The sequence below is a fragment of the Akkermansia muciniphila genome, from assembly GCF_030848305.1.
GTDB lineage: Bacteria > Verrucomicrobiota > Verrucomicrobiia > Verrucomicrobiales > Akkermansiaceae > Akkermansia > Akkermansia muciniphila_A.
Genome location: NZ_CP114598.1, coordinates 2,295,325 through 2,312,549, shown reverse-complemented (window position 1 = coordinate 2,312,549; position 17,225 = coordinate 2,295,325). Strand labels below are relative to the sequence as shown.

General features: G+C 53.9%; 14 protein-coding genes and 2 tRNA genes. 6 read left to right on the top strand and 10 right to left on the bottom strand.

The window, feature by feature from the left end; genetic code table 11:
• Window positions 1-17: 17 nt before the first annotated feature.
• The 5 genes from O4G22_RS10110 to metH all read right to left on the bottom strand — a co-directional run bounded on the left by O4G22_RS10110 (window position 18) and on the right by metH (window position 6,829).
• Entirely contained in the window at window positions 18-1,346 is a 1,329-nt protein-coding gene (locus O4G22_RS10110; RefSeq protein ID WP_290488650.1) for a homoserine dehydrogenase, read from the bottom strand.
• A gap of 258 nt (window positions 1,347-1,604) precedes the next feature.
• Window positions 1,605-1,679, bottom strand: a tRNA-Gln gene (locus tag O4G22_RS10105).
• A gap of 94 nt (window positions 1,680-1,773) precedes the next feature.
• Entirely contained in the window at window positions 1,774-2,277 is a 504-nt protein-coding gene (locus tag O4G22_RS10100; protein ID WP_306701713.1) for a threonine/serine exporter family protein, read from the bottom strand.
• The gene (locus O4G22_RS10095; protein WP_094137119.1) at window positions 2,274-3,050 is read right to left on the bottom strand and encodes a threonine/serine ThrE exporter family protein; all 777 of its coding nucleotides are present in this window, start codon (window positions 3,048-3,050) and stop codon (window positions 2,274-2,276) included. The genes O4G22_RS10100 and O4G22_RS10095 overlap by 4 nt, the downstream gene beginning before the upstream one ends.
• 17 nt (window positions 3,051-3,067) lie before the next feature.
• Window positions 3,068-6,829: a methionine synthase gene (metH, locus tag O4G22_RS10090; RefSeq protein ID WP_306713881.1), complete on the bottom strand. Its 3,762-nt coding sequence runs from the start codon at window positions 6,827-6,829 to the stop codon at window positions 3,068-3,070.
• Between the two features lie 676 nt (window positions 6,830-7,505).
• On the opposite strand from metH, the gene O4G22_RS10085 reads away from it, so the two are divergent.
• Window positions 7,506-8,219: a PEP-CTERM sorting domain-containing protein gene (locus O4G22_RS10085; RefSeq protein ID WP_306701710.1), complete on the top strand. Its 714-nt coding sequence runs from the start codon at window positions 7,506-7,508 to the stop codon at window positions 8,217-8,219.
• A gap of 1,011 nt (window positions 8,220-9,230) precedes the next feature.
• Here the strand turns inward: O4G22_RS10085 and O4G22_RS10080 are convergent.
• Both O4G22_RS10080 and O4G22_RS10075 read right to left on the bottom strand, forming a co-directional pair.
• On the bottom strand, window positions 9,231-9,845 hold the full coding sequence (locus tag O4G22_RS10080) for a PA14 domain-containing protein (RefSeq protein ID WP_290488653.1): 615 nt from the start codon (window positions 9,843-9,845) through the stop codon (window positions 9,231-9,233).
• A 62-nt stretch (window positions 9,846-9,907) separates the two neighbouring features.
• Window positions 9,908-10,138 carry a hypothetical protein gene (locus O4G22_RS10075; protein ID WP_290488654.1) on the bottom strand — a complete coding sequence of 77 codons (231 nt, stop codon included), beginning with the start codon at window positions 10,136-10,138 and terminating at the stop codon, window positions 9,908-9,910.
• A gap of 246 nt (window positions 10,139-10,384) precedes the next feature.
• Between O4G22_RS10075 and O4G22_RS10070 the strand changes: the two genes are divergently transcribed.
• Both O4G22_RS10070 and O4G22_RS10065 read left to right on the top strand, forming a co-directional pair.
• Window positions 10,385-10,460 (top strand) — tRNA-Ala (locus tag O4G22_RS10070).
• 150 nt (window positions 10,461-10,610) lie between these two features.
• Window positions 10,611-11,570, top strand: a complete 960-nt coding sequence (locus O4G22_RS10065; RefSeq protein WP_306701709.1) for a hypothetical protein — start codon at window positions 10,611-10,613, stop codon at window positions 11,568-11,570.
• Between the two features lie 31 nt (window positions 11,571-11,601).
• On the opposite strand, the gene O4G22_RS10060 is transcribed toward O4G22_RS10065, so the two are convergent.
• Complete coding sequence (locus O4G22_RS10060) at window positions 11,602-12,045, bottom strand: pyrimidine dimer DNA glycosylase/endonuclease V (RefSeq protein ID WP_290488656.1); 444 nt, start codon at window positions 12,043-12,045, stop codon at window positions 11,602-11,604.
• A gap of 186 nt (window positions 12,046-12,231) precedes the next feature.
• Complete coding sequence (locus O4G22_RS10055; protein ID WP_306701708.1) at window positions 12,232-13,653, bottom strand: cytidylate kinase family protein; 1,422 nt, start codon at window positions 13,651-13,653, stop codon at window positions 12,232-12,234.
• A 263-nt stretch (window positions 13,654-13,916) separates the two neighbouring features.
• Between O4G22_RS10055 and ybaK the strand changes: the two genes are divergently transcribed.
• The 3 genes from ybaK to O4G22_RS10040 all read left to right on the top strand — a co-directional run bounded on the left by ybaK (window position 13,917) and on the right by O4G22_RS10040 (window position 15,915).
• Complete coding sequence (gene ybaK / locus O4G22_RS10050) at window positions 13,917-14,411, top strand: Cys-tRNA(Pro) deacylase (RefSeq protein ID WP_182916153.1); 495 nt, start codon at window positions 13,917-13,919, stop codon at window positions 14,409-14,411.
• Window positions 14,412-14,719: 308 nt separating this feature from the next.
• Window positions 14,720-15,211 carry a pyridoxamine 5'-phosphate oxidase family protein gene (locus tag O4G22_RS10045; protein ID WP_306701707.1) on the top strand — a complete coding sequence of 164 codons (492 nt, stop codon included), beginning with the start codon at window positions 14,720-14,722 and terminating at the stop codon, window positions 15,209-15,211.
• Entirely contained in the window at window positions 15,211-15,915 is a 705-nt protein-coding gene (locus O4G22_RS10040; protein WP_094137022.1) for a TIGR02206 family membrane protein, read from the top strand. The genes O4G22_RS10045 and O4G22_RS10040 overlap by 1 nt, the downstream gene beginning before the upstream one ends.
• 59 nt (window positions 15,916-15,974) lie before the next feature.
• On the opposite strand, the gene O4G22_RS10035 is transcribed toward O4G22_RS10040, so the two are convergent.
• Window positions 15,975-17,111, bottom strand: a complete 1,137-nt coding sequence (locus tag O4G22_RS10035) for an NADH:flavin oxidoreductase (protein WP_094137023.1) — start codon at window positions 17,109-17,111, stop codon at window positions 15,975-15,977.
• Window positions 17,112-17,225 lie beyond the last annotated feature (114 nt).

Below are 17,225 nucleotides of genomic sequence, written 5' to 3'. Positions count from 1 at the left end.
ACAGGATGATATGTAGGTTAGGATTGAGGAAGAAGATGTTCTATGCGCAGGACGCGGGGTTCCGCCGCCACGCAGGAAATGCGGGTTATTTCCTCCAGCGCCTTCTGAAGCTGGCCCCACGGGCAGGAGTGGAGGATGAAAACGAGGTCGTTCCAGGGGGCTCCGCCCTCATCAATATGGCTGGGGAGGGAAGAGGTGGCGGAAATGCCGATGCCGAAGGTGGCCAGAATGCGGGCTATTTCCGCAATGACGCCCGGCTGGTCCACCACCTGGAAGCGGACGTAATACGGAGTGACCGTATCATTAATGTGCATGATCCCGCAGGCCTTGGCATAGGGATTGAAGCCCGTATGGTATTCCGGATAGCGGCTTTCCCGCATGGCGGTGATGACGTCGCTGATGACGGCGGAGGCTGTGGGGTTCTTGCCCGCTCCGCGGCCGTAAAACAGCGTTTCCCCCACAATATCCCCGTTGACGGAAATGGCGTTGAACACGCCGTTCACGGAAGCCAGGATGTGCCAGTCATGGACAAAACAGGGCTGGACGCGCAGTTCCAGGGCGTCTTCCTGCCCCTCATGATACCGGATGACGACAAGGAGCTTGATGGTATAGCCCAGTTTTTTGGCAAACTCGAAATCCCGGCTGGTGATATTCTCAATGCCTCTGACGTAAATTTTATCCGGGGAAATGGTTGTCCCGTAAGCCAGCATCGTCAGGATGAGCGCCTTGTGGGCGGCATCCCAGCCATTGACGTCCAAGGAGGGGTCTTCTTCCGCGAAGCCCAGCTTCTGGGCCTGGGCCAGGGCGTCCGCGTAATCGGCCCCGTGTTCCCCCATGGCGGAAAGAATATAGTTGGACGTTCCGTTAATAATGCCCACAATGGAATTGATGTGGTTGCAAATCAGGGAATTCTGCAAGCTCTGGATAATGGGGATGCCGCCGCCGGCAGACGCTTCGAAATAAATGGGGGTGCCCATTTCCGCGGAGAGCTTGAAAATCTCCGCTCCGTACTCGGCCAGAAGAGCTTTGTTCCCCGTAACGACGGGCTTGCCGGCCCGGAGGGCCAGCGTCACCAGGTCGTAAGCCTGGCGCGTCCCTCCAATCAGCTCAATAATGATGTCTATTTCCGGGTCATTGACCAAATCCTGCCAATCGTCCGTCAGAAGTTCCCGGGGAACGACGGTTTCCCTGGGCTTTTCCAGGTTGCGCACGGCGATGCGCTTGAGCCTGAAAGGAATCTTGCTCCGGGCTTCCAGAAGGGCGTGATTGCGGCACAGCGTTTCATAAACGCCGGAACCGACCGTTCCCAGCCCGGCAAGCCCCAGTTGTATAGGTTTTTCCGTCATTCCTGCCGGGGGATTATGCAAAAAAATCCCTGTAACGCAAGAGCTTTTACCGTCCCGGAATGCCGTATGCGAGCCGTTCATGGAGTACCTCTCTTTTCGGCCTTCTCCTTCACCACCGCATGCTTCATGCGCGGCAGTACGGCTGTTGGATTTTCAAGAATTTTGCGCAGATGATGGGAAATGGCGTTCAAGCGCGCTCCGGGAGAGGATGAATCCTGAAAAAGGCAACAAAAAACCCTCCTTCAAGGAGGGTTGGATTGGCAGCCCCACCAGGACTCGAACCTAGAAATACTGAACCAAAATCAGGTGTGTTACCAATTACACTATGGGGCTGTCTGCTCAGGCATTTCTGCCGTTGCGGGGCGTAGTAAACCACACGGGGCGCAGTCTGGCAAGAGAAAAATGCCCTGTCTCCCTTGTTTGAAGGTCAATGCCCCGGCTTGATGACGCGTGTATAGCTCAACCGTTTGAACATCAGCATGGGTATGGCTACGCCGATGACCAGGGAAAAGATGATGAAGAAGGCGGTGATGCCGTTTTTGCAGATGTCCACGATCAGCCGGTTCATGACGGCCGCGTCCTGGTTCTCCTGCATGAACTGCATCAGGGCCAGAATGGTCTTATAGGCGTACACGCCGGGAATCATGGGAAGCAGGGAAGGGAAAGCAAATATTTCCGCCGGGCATTTTACCAGCTTGGCCGTCATGACGCCCAGCATGCCTATGGTGAAGGCGGCAATGAAGGTGGCGTTGGAAATGTCAATGGTCCAGGAATGCTGCATGTAAAAGCGGAAAGCGTGGCCGACGGCCGCCAGAACGGCGGAAACGGCAATGGCGCGCTTGGGCGGATTGGAGATGACGGCAAATCCCGTGGCGGCGATGGCGGCCATCAGCCCGTCCAGAAGGATGGATGAAATAAAATCCGGATTCATAAGCTGTTTACCCCGACGATGAGCATGGTTGCGGAAAGGCCGATGGCGATGCAGACGATCATCATGATGGAGTGGACGCCACGGGAAATGCCCATCAGGATGTGGCCGTGCATCAGGTCCATAATGGAGTTGATCATCTGGACGCCGGGCACCAGGAACAGGACGCTGGTTGCCAGGGCGATCTGCGGTGTGGAGCCTATCTGGAAAAGGACGGCGCACGCGGCCGCCATGGAAGCGGTGAAGGCGGAAAGGATGATGACCCCCAGCGGATTGTATTTCAGCCGGGTAAGCTGCTGCTTGGCCAGAAAGCCCAGCATGGTGGCGGCGAACACGGTCAGCATGGCCCACAGGTCTCCGTTAAACAGGCGGCAGAAGGCGGCGTTGCCCACGCTGACCAGGAGCAGGTCCGTCCAGCGGGAAAATCTTTTGGTGCGCACCATGGAGCGGAATGCCTGTTCCATTTCCGCAATGCTGACGTTGTTGTCCACCGGGAGCCAGCTCAATTCACTGAGCTGCTGGATCAGGTTCAGGTTGAACGCCAGAGGTTTCAGTTTCCGGACGGAGGTGCGGCGCAGCGTCTCGTCATCCTTGCAGATCAGGCTCATGGTGATATTGCGCTGGAAAATGGTCATGTCCGCGCTGTATCCATACGCGGCGGCAATGCGGGAAATATTGCGCACGGCGCGGTTGGTATGCACTCCCGCGCCCATGAGGGTGGTGGCGTATTCCAGCAGGAATTCCGAAAGGGCCTGTATCTGGTCGGTATGCTGCATCAAAGGGAAAGGGGAGGTCAGGGCCGGGAGGCCCGCTTTCTGGAGGCGTAATCCTCCTGCTGGTCTTCCCCAGTGACGCCCACGGAGAAATAAGTGCTTTCCGGATGGGAGAAGACGAGGGCGCAGACGGAAGAAACGGGCTGCATCATCCATGTTTCCGTCAGGCTCATGCCCGCTTCCTCCCGGGCGTGGAGCAGGGTGAAGACGGTTTCCTTTTCCTGGTGGTCCGGTTGGCTGGGGTACCCGCAGGCGGGACGCACGCCGGACCCTTCCGGAATATTCCACAAAAGGCGCAGCTTGTCATGGGCGATAGCCGCGAAAGCTTCCACCAGGCGGTCCGCCAGAGAACTGACCAGCAGGGCGCGGTAGGAGTCGTTTCTGGCTTCCCATTCCTTTGCCCAGCGGCGGGAGCCGTGGATGCTGACCGCCATGGCCCCCACGTAATCCCTGACGCCTTCGGGAGCGATGAAGTCCGCCAGCGCCAGCCGGGGTTTCTCCTGTTTGTCCAGTTGCTGGCGCTGCGTCAGCAGCGTAGCCAGGGGAATGGTTCTGGATTCATCCGCCCAGACGGTGATGTCGTCATGGCTGGCCGTTGAATTGGCTGGGAAAATGCCTATGACGCCGCGCGCCTGGTAGCGGTTTTCCTTCACGGCCTGTTCCAGCAGGCGGAGGGCGTCCTGGTACAGAGCCGCGGCCGCCTCAGCCTTGGACGGGTCCTTGGTGCGGAACTCCCGGCGGACGCGGTCCCATGTGCCGTGCAGCTCCCAGGCGTGGAAAAAAGGCGTCCAGTCCATGCGCTCGATAAGCTCCTGAACAGTTACGTAATAACGCGGATCGTCACTGCAGCAGCCGCAGCTTACGGAGCTGTGCAGGCTGCCGATGGAAACCGGGCCCAGACGGGCGGGAACGGGGGGGAGATAGCCGCCTTCCGCCCCCTTCCACCGCAATTCCCTGGCTTTCTCCAGGGGCAGGAGGTCTCGGACTGGTTTGTTTTCATGATTGTTGCGCAATTCCTCCTGCCGGGCTTTCACGGCGGCAATGTAGGAATCCTTTTTTTCTCCCACCAGGGAGGCGGCTGCGGGCACCACCTGGGAGGCATCCTCCGTATGCACCACGGCTCCTTGGTAATGGGGGGCTATTTTCAGGGCCGTGTGCAGGGCTGACGTCGTAGCTCCCCCCACCATCAGGGGAATGGTCATCCCCCGGCGTTCCATTTCCGCGGCTACATGGGACATTTCCTCCAGGGAAGGGGTGATCAGCCCGGAAAGCATCACCAGGTCCGCCTGTTCCGCTTCCGCCCGGTCCAGAATGGTATCGCAATGCACCATGACGCCCAGGTCAATCATTTCAAAACCGTTGCAGCCCAACACCACGCCGACGATATTCTTGCCGATGTCATGCACGTCCCCCTTCACGGTTGCGATCACGGCTTTTCCCGCCTTGGCGGCACCTTTGCTGTCCGCTTCTATATAGGGGGTGAGCCAGGCTACAGCCTGTTTCATGACGCGGGCGCTTTTTACCACCTGCGGAAGGAACATTTTGCCGTCCCCAAACAGTTGCCCCACAACCTTCATGCCGGCCATCAGAGGGCCTTCAATCACGTTCAGCGGGGAACCCATCTCCTGAAAAGCCTCCTCCGTATCCGCGTCAACAAATTCGGTAATGCCCTTGATAAGAGAATATTCCAGGCGTTTGGAGACGTCCTGCTCCCTCCAGGCCAGTACGGTTTTTTTCTCCTTTCCGTCTCCGGTTTTTTCCGCAGCCAGTTTTTCCGCGTAGTCCGTCAGGCGTTCCGTGGCGTCCGTCCTCCGGTTCAGCAGAACGTCTTCAATCAGCTCCAGCCTGTCCTTGGGAATATTGTCGTACACCTCCAGCATCCCGGCGTTCACGATGCACATGTCCAGCCCCTGCTGCGTAGCGTGGTACAGGAAAGCGGAATGCATGGCTTCCCGCACCGGGTTGTTGCCGCGGAAGGCAAAGGAGACATTGGAAATGCCGCCGGAAATGTGGGCATGCGGCAGGTTCCGGGAAATCCAGCCTGCGGCCTTGAAGAAATCAAGAGCGTAATCGGCGTGTTCCGCAATGCCAGTGCCTACGGTCAGGACGTTCGGGTCAAAAATGATGTCTTCCGGAGGAAACTGCACCCGGTTTACCAGCAAGTCATAGGCTCGTCTGGAGATGCGGACGCGGTCCTCGTAATTGGCGGCCTGTCCATGTTCGTCAAACGCCATGACCACGACCGCCGCGCCGTACTTCTTAATCAGCGCCGCTTTCTTCAGGAATTCTGCTTCCCCCTCCTTCAGGGAGATGGAATTCACGATTCCCTTGCCCTGCATGCATTGGAGCCCCGCTTCCAGCACTTCCCATTTGGAGGAATCCACCATGAAAGGAACGCGGGCGATATCCGGCTCTGCGGAAACAAGGTTCAGGAAGCGGATCATGGCCTGAGGCCCGTCGATCAGGCCGTCGTCAAAACAGAAATCCAAAACCAGCGCGCCATTTTCCACCTGCTGCCGGGCAATGGATACCGCTTCCTCGTAGTTTCCTTCACGAATCAGGCGGGCGAATTTGGGAGAGCCCGCCACGTTGCAGCGTTCCCCGACAAAGAGGGTGTTTTTTTCCCGCGTGTGGTTATACGCTTCATATCCGGACAGGCGAAGCGCAGGCGTTTGGGGAACCGGAACGCGCGGAGGCATTCCTTCCACGGCAGCCGCAATGGCGCCGATGTGCTCCGGAGTGGTTCCGCAGCAGCCGCCCACGATGTTCAGCAGGCCCTGGTCCGCGTATTCCTTCATGAACCGGGCCATGTCCGCCGGCAGAAGGTCGTAGCCGGTAGGGCTGAGCGGGTTGGGAAGCCCGGCATTCGCGTAAACGGACATGTGGCAATCCGCCAGTCCGGACAGTTCTTCCGCAAAGGGGCGCATCAGGTCCGGCCCCAGGGCGCAATTGATGCCTACGGAGAAGGGGCGCACGTGGCGGATGGAATTCCAGAATGCTTCAATCGTCTGGCCGGACAGCGTGCGTCCGGCTTTGTCCGTCAGCGTGACGGACACCATGACCGGAACAGAGCTTTCCGGTTGTTCCTCAAAAATTTCTTCAATGGCGAACAGGGCAGCCTTGGCGTTCAGCGTGTCGAAAATCGTCTCCACCAGCAGCATGTCCACTCCCCCTTCCAGCAAAGCCAACGCCTGATCCCGGTACGCCTGCCTGAGCTGGCGGAAATTCACGGCGCGGAAGCCGGGATCATTCACATCGGGAGACAGGGAACAGGTGACGGGCATGGGACCGATGGAGCCGGCCACCAGACGAGGGTTGCCGTCTGCGGCTTCCGCGTCATCGCACGCCTGCCGGGCGAGCGCGGCAGCAGACAGGTTCAATTCCCGGACAAGGGTTTTTAGTTCAGGGGCGTCCACCACCTCCTGGAAATACTGCTGGTTCTTGTGGCTGCCTTCTTCCGGACGGCGCCAGAAATAATCATGCTGGCCGATGCTGGTGGCTCCGAATGTGCAGGTTTCCAGAATATCCGCCCGTCCCGTGTCCAGAAAGCGGCGGTGAATATCCAGAATAATATCCGGCCTGGTCAGAACCAGAAGGTCGTTATTATTCTTTAAATCGTTGGGATAGCGTGCCGCATCCGCGAAACGTTCTCCGCGGTAATCCTTCTCTTCCAGTCTGAATTTTTGGATATTGGTGCCCATGGCGCCATCCAGGATGACAACCCTTTTACGTAACTGGTCTTTCAGGTAATCAAGGCGTTCTGTTCTGGATGATCTGCTCATATGGCGCGGAAAATCTACCGCCCGCCCGTCATTGGAACAAGGACAATTGTCGTCACGTTTTCCTCGTTCCGTTCCGGGGAAATGGTTTCAAGGGGGTGGAAAAGACATGGGGATGATTTACGGAAAGTAAAAAACGCCTGTGAAAAATCGTATGTTTCGTTCTGGATTTTTCGATGGCATAAGGAGCATTCCCTGTTTTCTTCCCCTTCCATGCAGTCTTTCCTGTTTCATGTTTTTCCTGAGAAAAAAGAATGCGGGTTCTGAAAAAAGAGGGAAGAGGTGTGAATAAAATGATAATAACAGGTGTATAACTGGACGGCCGTTGCTATTCCAATAACGGGAAAGTCATTCATGCCGGATAGCGGAGCAGGGGATGAAAGTGTACTTTTCCAGTAAAATGATTTGTTGGCAGGCGTTCTTAGCTACACTTGATGAATAAAAATCCCCTCAAAAATGAAGAACGGATTGTGCAATCCGCCTGAGATTGGAGATCATGGATAAAAATCAAAACAGACTGAATATCAGACCTCTGAATTTCGGATGAAGAATCTTTGGTTATGACATCCCTTCCGAATGGAATATTCTTATTTTTTTCTAACAACCTGTGAAATAATGTTAGATTTGACTGTCTGATTAAAAATCCATATATTCTTAATATTATCAAATTATCTCTTTTATGAAAAAGACTATATTTCTGGCTCTTGCGCTGTGGGGAATTTCTTGTTCGCAGGCTTCCCTGCTCCTTGCCTCTTGGGATGCATTCACGGAAAGCGGCGCTTCCACCACAGGCGGACTCTTCGTAGAACTTGACAAATTCGGGACAGGCCCCTCTATTGAAAACGGGTCCCTGATTCTGGCAGATTCCTCTCAAAGGGCATGGATTGATATATCTTCCTTATATATTTCCCTGTCCAAGGCTTCCTATTCCTTTGTAATGGACGTTTCCGGCCTCCAGCTTGGAAATGGCCCCGTGTTCTCCCTGGGCTTTGGAGCATACAACACGCAAACGACGGCCTTCGGTTTTTCCACCACCACCAATACCTGGGCTTTTTCCAATAATGGAAATAACATGAATGTTTCCGGGGAAAGCGGCTCCGTTTCCGACATCTATTCCGGCACGCTCACCGTCAATTTCCTGGCGGAAGACGGCTCTACCTATGTGGAGGCATTCCTTGGAGACATGGCATTAGTCAATAAAACGGAAATCAACTATGAAAAGTCAGTTCTCTATTTGAACGGTCTCACCTTGGGAGGCTGGGCCAGCACATCCGGCAACGGCTGTTCCATGACCATCGGTTCCCTTTCCATCAGCCAGATTCCGGAACCGGCGACATCCTCTCTGGCGTTCCTGGGACTGGGAGGCCTTCTGGCAAGGCGCCGCAGACATTAATGTCTGCTTGTTTTTACCTCCCCCGGCAACATCTGGAAAGGTGGCAAACGCTGCTGCTTCTCTCCAGCAGCCCTAGTCTATTAAAAGCGCTGCTTCTTCCGTCTGTTGAAACTTTCCCGCGTTCCCGTATTTTTTTCCGTATATTCAACATCATTTATACGGTCAGAGGGTTACGAGATACTGAATATATTCCCCCTTCCTTTCAGAATATTTTATTGATTTTCTATGTTTTTTATAGAATGAATTTGCTGAATATCAACAGATGGAATCTTTTGAGAATCTCGCGGCAGGACTATTCTACATCATTTCTTATTTTTTAATCGTACTGAAAAATGATTTCAAACTTGCTTTCTTCTGAAAAAAGGAGTTGTCGTGCGGCTCTTTTCACGTGAAAACGCTTATCTCTTGGCTCTTTGGGACAGGTGGCGTTTTATTCGAAATCACTCATTCAGGTATTCTCCTCGTAACACGGATTTAGAATCCGCAGTTTCATTAATGATAAAAAATTTCAGGAGGGGAGAAGCATTTTTTCTGAACGGCAATGTCCGTTCCTTATGGACGGCAAGAAAGATAGATTATTGAAAATAAATGATTCTTGGATTTAAAAAAAGATATGAATCACAAAAATGCCTTCTTCCTTCTCTTGAAATTTTATCCTTCACATGAAAAGCTGAGAGTTTTTTGTATCCAAGATGGATATCCTCGAAGAACATCGGGATTTTTCTCAAATCTTTTCCTTTCAAGGTAGGAACTTGACTGCGGATTCTAAATCCGTTAGATTTGGATTCAGAAGGTGTTTTGGCATTTTTCTGTGTCAGGCCGCTTCAATTAACTACATGATAAATGACGAGAAAAGACCGGACTTCTCCCATAGGGGGGAGGTCCGGTTTTTTCGTATTGGAAATAATTGATGGATAGAGTTTGATGAAAAATATTCATTTTTTCATCGGCAAATTGATACTATCTCCTGAAAGCAGGGAAGGGCCGGAGGGAAGGTAATCAAAGGGCTTTTCAGTCCGCTTTGGCCGGGGATTGCTTTTTTTCTTCCGGCAGGATACCGGGAGGTATGAACAGCGCCGTGGCAGGGATGATGACGGGAGAGGGGATGCCCGGCCCGGACCAGGCTACGGACATGTGGTCCGGGCCTCCATCCTCCTTGTGAACCACCTGAAGGAAATAAAACCGGTCCGCCTCCAGTTGGATAGGTTCGGAAGCCTGGTTGGGCTGATTGCCCCAATTATGGATGTCGGAATATCCTTTGACGGTGGCGATGCAGGTCATGTCCTTCTGGGTAGCATCCTTGCCCAGCCATAATTCTGCGGAATCATCGGAAGACAGGTAAAGGCGGTACTTCCCGCTTGCCGGGACTTTCAGAAGGGCTGTGTAACGGGCCCCGTACCTGTCCCCCTGGTTTTCCACATCCAGATTGCTGATCGTGCGGACATCCGGGGCCGCCGTTTCAAAAATCTTCCTGTGGGTCAAATCCTTTACGGATGCTCCCGGAATGCCGAACCATAATTCCTGCACTACGCCGGGAGAAGGCTTTCCCTCCCCGGAAGAGCCGGAAGCCGCTTCCGTCAGCATGACGCCGCACAGAAAGCTCAGGATGGGTAGAATCATGTTCATGGCCGGAGACACTTTCCTGCAACGACTACGCCAGGAAGCAGGGCAACCTTTCAAAAACGGTGTCATTCCCGGGGAGTCTCCTGTTCATGGTCTCTGTCCTTTTGGCGGCTGGAACTGCTTCTCCAAATCATCCAGCCGATCAGGAACGCCAGAACGCCCAGTCCGGCGACTCTGCGGGGTGTGGAGATGCCGCTGTCCTCCGTCTGGGCCGGCGGCCTTCCTGCAGCAGAAGTCTCCTGGGCATGAACGGAACCGGCCAGAAACAAAATTGCCAGAGCGCAGGCGAATATCATGCGATGAGTAAAAAGAGGGCGTTTCATCATTTATGGAATGGTAAAACAGGAATGAGTCTTATTCAAACACATTTGTTCAGACTGTCCGTGTTTTCGTCTGCATGGGATTTGCACCCCTTCCCAGATTCAGTATTTTCCGGAAAAATCATCTCGGAACAATTTTTTTGTAGAAAAAGCTTGCATGCCCGCTTTGGAAATGATAATTTCTCCCCGTCCTCTGCAGGACGCACCAAGACGAAAGTCAAAGGGGTATTAGCTCAGTTGGTAGAGCGCTTCAATGGCATTGAAGAGGTCAGCGGTTCGAACCCGCTATGCTCCACCAAATAAAGGCCTTAAAGCACAAACGCTTTGAGGCCTTTTCCATTTTGCCAGGCATGGATTAAAGTGCATGCTCATGAGGAATTGATCTATACCGGAAAGATTATCTTTATAGTCTGTACAAATTAGGTAAAACAGTTCCTGTTTTAAGAATATGGCAACTATCAGCAGACTTTTAAGAGAACTCGAAGCAGCGAGCAGAAGAGCGGCCCGTGAGGCCGCAAGGCAGGAAAAACTGGCCCTAAGGGAATTGGCTCTTCAGCAAAAACATGATGAATTAGTGAGAGCGCAAATGGAAGTCGAAAAATTTGAGGAGCGTATCAGCCAATTAACCACAATTCATCATGAAGTAGGCGATTCGTTTGACTGGGAGGAAATAGTTAATCAGCCCCCTCCGGCGTATCCAGTAAAAAACGATAAGGAAGAACGTATTGCTATGCAAAAACTTAGAATGTACAGGCCTAAGTTTTTCCACCGCATGTGCGGAAAAGTTGAAAAAATCAGATCCGATCTTGAACAAAAAGTCGTTCATGCGAAGCAAGTGGATGAGTATAATTATCAAAAGTCCATTGAGTGTTATGAGCTTAAATTCAGCCAGTGGTCGGCGCTTCATGAACTGGCGTTATCTATTAATCGGGGAGATACTTTAGCCTATCAGCAGGCTATTTTGGAAATTAACCCTTTGAATGAAATTCAGGAAATAGGATGCGAGATTCATTTTGCAATTCCTGATTCTGATACTGCTGTTATTTATTTGACGATAGATGGAGAGGTTGTTGTTCCCAAACAGATTAAGACCCTTACTGTCAGGGGCAAGTTAAGCGTGAAAAATATGTCCCGGACCAGATTCTGTGAGCTGTATCAAGACTACGTATGTGGATGTGCTTTAAGAATTGCCCGTGAATTATTTTCATTCTTGCCGCTTTCAAGGGTAGCAGTGCATGTTCAAACGGATGTATTGGACCAGGCTACTGGGCATATGGTGCAACAGACCATTTTGTCAGTGTGTATGCCCCGTGCTATTCTTTCTCAAATTAATTTTAAGGCTGCCGATCCTTCAGAGGCCATGAGCCTTTTCCCTCACCGCATGGGCTTTAAAAAAACAAAGGGCTAAAACCGTTGTCGGAGTGGGAAATGCGGTCGTTTTAATTATAAAAAAGCCTTTTCTCCCAGCAGCAAATATCTCCGGGTTCTACTTGGAAAATGGGGTGAGGAAGAATGGAGGCCGTTTGCCGCAACAGGGAATATTGCCGCGGAGACCTTTCCTTGAGCTTGTCCAGAAGATGAAGGAATTCGTATTCGAGCTGTTTATCCGGAAGTAGAAGGGAAGGAGGCCGGACTTCACAGGGAGAAATTTTGCTTAAATCAAAATGGTAGCCTCTGCGGATGGATTCGTCATGGACGGTTTTCAGGTAGAAATCCAGGACATGAATGGGGTTTCCCGTCTCCCGGAAGCGGAAGAGCTGGGGATGATGGATATAGCCTTTTGTCTGCCCCTGCAAAACTTTGCGTGCCAGGAGGCCTTCTCTCCACAGGGCAACCAGGCCGACAGCATCCAGGTAAGAGGGGTGGAGTGACCAGAGTCTCATGCTTTTTGGACTCAGAAAGGCCGTATCTTGTTGCTTTGAATTGCGCAGCCGGAAAAAAGCCGGGGAAGTTTGGAGGGATGGGGCTGCTTTTATAGGGAAAGAGCCATCTGCTTTCCTGCCGGGTTTTTTATTTACCGGTCAGGCAGTTTTTACATAAGTATTGCCTGTTTGAGACATTTGCCCCGATCAGGCCAGGGATATTTCTCCGGGAATGCTGCCGGCCTCCGGTTCGGGAAAAGATGCGGAGCGGACGGGAACCGTTTCTACAGAGGAAGATTGTTCGGTTCTGGTGTTGATGGCTTCCAGAATCAGTTCCACCGTGCGCTCCAGGCCATAGTCGGACGTGTTGACGCACAAGTTGTAGAGGCGTGCATTGCCCAGTTCCTGCCCGGTGTAGTGCAGGCAGTGGGTGCGGCGGCGGGCGTCCATGATATCCATGGCCCGGGCTGCGCCGCCAGGTTTTACCCCGTAGTTTTCAATAACGCGCTGCATGCGCGTGTTCCTGTCCGCATGAAGGAAAACACTGAACAGGTTGGGCCTCCCTTTCAGGATGAAGTTGGCGCAGCGGCCCACGATGACGCACGCCTGACCGACCGTAATGTCCCGGATAACTTTGCTCTGGGCCAGGAAGGCGGCGTCTTCCGGAGGCAGTTCCTCCGCTGTGTAGGCGTAGTTCTGGGCGTAGAGTTCATGCAGGAAGCGACTGGAAAGCTGTTGTTCGTGCTTGCGGATGTAGTCCGGAGTGAGGCCGCTCTGGGAGGCCGTGAGGTACACCAGTTCCGAGTCGTAAAATCGGATGCCCAGCTTTTCCGCCAGCATTTTCCCGATGGCATGGCCGCCGGAACCGTATTCCCGGTCAATGGAAATGACCAGAGGGGCGTCCGGAGCATAAACGGCTGTTTGCGCCAGCGAAAGAAGTTCGCCTGAGGCTCCAGGGTTTGCCAGCCGTTCCAGGAGCCTGTCCGGCCAGAAGACGTGTCTGTTGAAAAAACGGACGATCATTCCCACCAGGACGGCGGCCACCACGGTTCCTTCCCGTATGCCCGTCAATCCGGGCAGAAAGATGAGGGAACAGGCCATGCCGATGCAGACGAGCGTGCAGTCCACCCCGGTTTTTACGGCGCCGAATTCCCATTTGAAGAGTTTGACGAAGGCCAGGCTCATTCCTTCCGCGGCCAGAAGAACGGCATCCGCCTTAACCTGAAGAAAGACGCCGAACCCGATGACCACGCAGCTGAACAGGCAGAGAATAACGGACCACAGGTATCCGTCCGGTTCCAGAGGCGCCATGAGCCACATGGAAAAATCCGTCAGAATGCCGAAGATAAAAACAATGGGAATCTGGAGCAGATGAGCCGGACGGAACTGTCTTTTCAGCAGGGCCGCCTGCACGGCTACAAAACTCAGATGCATGAGGATGGTGACGGTTCCCATGGTTAGCGGAAATGCCAGGCTGAGCACATAGGGCGTGCAGGAGATGGGGGAGACCCCCAGGTCTGCCTTGGCGGACAGAGCGATGCCCAGAGACATGATGAAGAGGGCTGCAATCAGGACGGAGCAGCGCAGGACATGTTCTCCAAAGCTTCTCCGGACACGATAATCTTCCATGATGCCGGATGTTATCTTTTCTGCCAGCGTCAAGTCAAGGGTTCTGCGGAAATGAGGCGTTTTTCCTTTTTCGCTGTCCACCGTTTTTGAAATTTTCCGCTGTGAACAGGCGGCACTGGAGGAACGGCGTTGCCGTCCTTACCGTTCTTTCAGAGAAAGCCCCGTTTTCCATTCCACTTTTTCATAGAGGCCGTCGGGGGCTCCCGGGCTTGTCAAAGGAAGGCTTTTTCCCTATGTTACCGGGACATTCCTTTTTCAAGTTTATGTCCAAAAAGAAGGAGGCAAAGACAAATGCCATGCGCCTGCTGGATGCGCTGCATATCCCGTACAGGCATTATTCCTATGAATGCCGCGAGTTTGTGGATGCGCGGCATACAGCGGAAGCACTGAATCTGGCGGAGGAGAAGATGTACAAGACGCTGGTAACGGAGGGTGCTCCACGGCAGTATTACGTGTTCGTGATCCCCATAGGCGCGGAGCTTTCCTTGAAAAAGGCTGCCCGAACCGTGGGAGAGAAGGCTCTTTCCATGCTTCCGGTGAAGGATATTACTGCCGTGACGGGGTATGTGCGCGGCGGCTGCACGGCTTTGGGGATGAAAAGGAAATACCCTGCTGTAATTGATGCCAGCGCGGAGGCCCTGCCGGAAATGGTGGTGAGCGGCGGACGCCTGGGGTGCCAGATTGAGTTGAATCCTGTGGATTTATGCCGCGCGGCGGAGGGTATTTTTGCGGATGTGGCGGATATTCCCGTTTCATGATGGACATCCCGGTTCCGGAAATGCGTAGAGAAGAGGGCAAAAAGCTTTTCCCGGAGGTCTTTTCTCTGTATTTTTTGCTGCGTTTCATCTTCCGTCGCCATGAGTAGCCGTTCTACATTCCCTCCCTGTCTGGTTCCGCTCCATGCTATTTCGGAAGATTCCGGCACGCCGGCGTCTCTTTTCAGGGGCAGAGGCTTTCGAATGCTGCACATTCAGGCAGGTTCTCCCTGTTCTTCCGTGCGGAATGGCTTTCTGCCGGACGAACATGCCGTTTTTTGGATGAATGAACGGATGGAGGACGCCGGCTTATGAGAAGAAAAGACAGGGAAGTAACCCGGCATGGGGATTTGCTGGGAATGATCGCCCGGTTTAAGGTGTGCCGCCTGGGGCTGTGGGACGGCAGGGAGGTGTATATAGTTCCTCTCAACTTCGGTTATGAAGAAAAAAATGGTTCCCTGAGCCTGTTTTTCCACTGCGCCAGGGAAGGAAGGAAGCTGGATATCCTGCAAAACCGTCCGGAGGTTTCTTTTGAAATGGATGGGGATCATGTGTTGCTGGAGGGGGATATGCCGTGCCGGTACAGTTACGCCTACGGCTGCGTCATGGGGCGTGGCGTCGTCGAATTTCTCCGGGGGGATGAGGAAAAGATGCATGCCTTGCGCCGCATCATGCTGCACCAGACGGGCAGGGATGCGGATTTTACCCCCGGCATGGTCCGTTCCGTATGTGTTCTGCGTCTTAAGGTGGAGGCCATCAGCGCCAAACTTCATGCGTGCCCGGAACCTCCTCCCTCCCGTTGATGGATCTTTTTATGACCGGAGAAATGGCGCCCCTGTTTGTCCGTTGGAGCCTGCCGCACTGGGCTGCCCTGGGCATCGTGGCCCTGGCCGCAGGGGGGCTCCTGTGGGGATGCCGGCGGCTCCGGATGGAGAGCCGTTCGCTTGTGGGAAAGATTCTGGGAGGGGTTTTCCTGTTGACGTTTCTGATGGAAACATTCGGCCGCATCGTCAGAGAACATTGGGAACCCTGGCAGGACAGGCTTCCGCTGCATTTTTGCAGTCTGATGACGCTGGTCTGTTTTATTGCCCTGTGGTTCCGCACGCCCTGGGCATGCGCCGTGGCGTATTTCGGCGTGCTGACGGCGAGCGTCCAGGGACTGATTACACCCATGCTTCATGACGGTTTTCCCTCCGCCGCCTTTTTCGCCTTTTTCGTTGGGCACGGGCTTTTATTGATTTCCGCCCTTTACCTTCCCGCCGTCCTGCAATGGCGCGCGCGGCCGTGGGACGACATGCGGGCTCTGGGTTTGTGCGACGCCTACCTGGTTTTGATTATTCCGGTGAATATCTGGCTGGATACGAATTACGGTTTTACCCGGTATGCCCCGGCTGGAACTGTTCTGGAATATTTCGGTTCCGTTCCGTGGTATTTGCTGACGCTTCAGATTCCGGCCCTGGTTCTTTTGCGGCTGTTGTACCTGACTGTCCGCGTCAGGAAGAAATAAAAAGGTCTCTTCTGCGGGAATGATGATTACTGCGGAAATGGGGGAAGAGGCCTGATCCGTTATTTCAGCGTTTTCAGGTCTTCCTTCGTAAACAGGTGGATTTCTTTTTCCCGCGCATGGCGTATTTTTTCCGCCCATTCCGCATCCGCCAGCAGGGCGCGGCCTACGGCAATCAGGTCAAATTCCCCTGCTTTCAGCCGTTCCACCAGCGGTTCCACACTGGCGGCCTCCGCTTCCGGCCCTCCGTCAAAGGCATTAGTAAAATCTCCCTTAAGCCCCACAGAGCCGACGGAAATCGTGGGTTTTCCGGTAAGTTTCCTGGTCCAGCCGGCCAGGTTGAGGCGGGAACCTTCAAATTCCGGTTCCCAAAAACGGCGCGTGGAACAGTCGAAGATATCCACGCCCGCATCCGTCAGCGGAGCCAGAAAAGCTTCCAATTCCTCGGGGGTATACGCCAGCTTGGCGTCATAATGGCCCGTTTTCCATTGGGAGAAGCGGAAGATGATGGGGAATCGGCTGCCCACCGCCTTGCGGACAGCATGGATGATGCGGCTGGCAAAACGGGTTCGGCCTGTCAGGTCGCCTCCGTATTCGTCCGTGCGCCTGTTGGTCTCCTTCCAGAAAAACTGGTCAATCAGGTAGCCGTGCGCTCCGTGCAGTTCCACACCGTCAAAACCCAGCCGTTTGGCGTCTGCGGCCGCCTTCGCAAAAGCATTGATAACCTCCTCAATTTTGGAGATGCTCATCGGTTCAGCCGTCTGTTCCAGCGTGTTTACGTCAATTCCGGAAGGCCCGATGGGCGGCAGCTCCGGATGGGGCAGGTCTTCTCCCTTGAAGGGCCGGGCCATGCCTACATGCCAGAGTTGCGGGGCTATTTTGCAATCCGTAGCGTGAACGGCTTCCAGCACCTTTTTCCATCCCCGCAGGGAGGCTCCCCCGAAGAAATTGGGATAGTTGGAGGAAGGTGAGGCGCTGGGCTCGTCAATGAACGTGCCTTCCGTGATGATGAGCCCTACTTCATGCCCGGCCCGCCTTTTGTAATAAGCGGCTACCTGGTCCGTGGGAACCCCGTTGGGAGAAAATCCCCGGGTCATGGCGGGGAGGACGATGCGGGTGGGAGTGTTGAGCTTGCGTGAGTGGAAAGGCTGGAACAGGATTTCCATGTCCCTGATCTTGAGTTCGTCCTGTGCATTCATAAAGGGGAAAAACGTTATCTCTGAAGCGGCCGGGCATGGGAGCCGGAACCGCACGGGAGTGAGACACCTTCCAGTCTTGTCCCGTTCATTCCTGATGCCGGGGGCTGGGGTGGA

What these genes read in the sequence shown, in the direction of transcription:
- O4G22_RS10110 (WP_290488650.1), bottom strand. Translation starts at nt 1,346, where the DNA reads ATGACGGAAAAACCTATACAACTGGGGCTTGCCGGGCTGGGAACGGTC.
- O4G22_RS10100 (WP_306701713.1), bottom strand. Translation starts at nt 2,277, where the DNA reads ATGAATCCGGATTTTATTTCATCCATCCTTCTGGACGGGCTGATGGCC.
- O4G22_RS10095 (WP_094137119.1), bottom strand. Translation starts at nt 3,050, where the DNA reads ATGCAGCATACCGACCAGATACAGGCCCTTTCGGAATTCCTGCTGGAA.
- metH (WP_306713881.1), bottom strand. Translation starts at nt 6,829, where the DNA reads ATGAGCAGATCATCCAGAACAGAACGCCTTGATTACCTGAAAGACCAG.
- O4G22_RS10085 (WP_306701710.1), top strand. Translation starts at nt 7,506, where the DNA reads ATGAAAAAGACTATATTTCTGGCTCTTGCGCTGTGGGGAATTTCTTGT.
- O4G22_RS10080 (WP_290488653.1), bottom strand. Translation starts at nt 9,845, where the DNA reads ATGAACATGATTCTACCCATCCTGAGCTTTCTGTGCGGCGTCATGCTG.
- O4G22_RS10075 (WP_290488654.1), bottom strand. Translation starts at nt 10,138, where the DNA reads ATGATATTCGCCTGCGCTCTGGCAATTTTGTTTCTGGCCGGTTCCGTT.
- O4G22_RS10065 (WP_306701709.1), top strand. Translation starts at nt 10,611, where the DNA reads ATGGCAACTATCAGCAGACTTTTAAGAGAACTCGAAGCAGCGAGCAGA.
- O4G22_RS10060 (WP_290488656.1), bottom strand. Translation starts at nt 12,045, where the DNA reads ATGAGACTCTGGTCACTCCACCCCTCTTACCTGGATGCTGTCGGCCTG.
- O4G22_RS10055 (WP_306701708.1), bottom strand. Translation starts at nt 13,653, where the DNA reads ATGGAAGATTATCGTGTCCGGAGAAGCTTTGGAGAACATGTCCTGCGC.
- ybaK (WP_182916153.1), top strand. Translation starts at nt 13,917, where the DNA reads ATGTCCAAAAAGAAGGAGGCAAAGACAAATGCCATGCGCCTGCTGGAT.
- O4G22_RS10045 (WP_306701707.1), top strand. Translation starts at nt 14,720, where the DNA reads ATGAGAAGAAAAGACAGGGAAGTAACCCGGCATGGGGATTTGCTGGGA.
- O4G22_RS10040 (WP_094137022.1), top strand. Translation starts at nt 15,211, where the DNA reads ATGGATCTTTTTATGACCGGAGAAATGGCGCCCCTGTTTGTCCGTTGG.
- O4G22_RS10035 (WP_094137023.1), bottom strand. Translation starts at nt 17,111, where the DNA reads ATGAATGCACAGGACGAACTCAAGATCAGGGACATGGAAATCCTGTTC.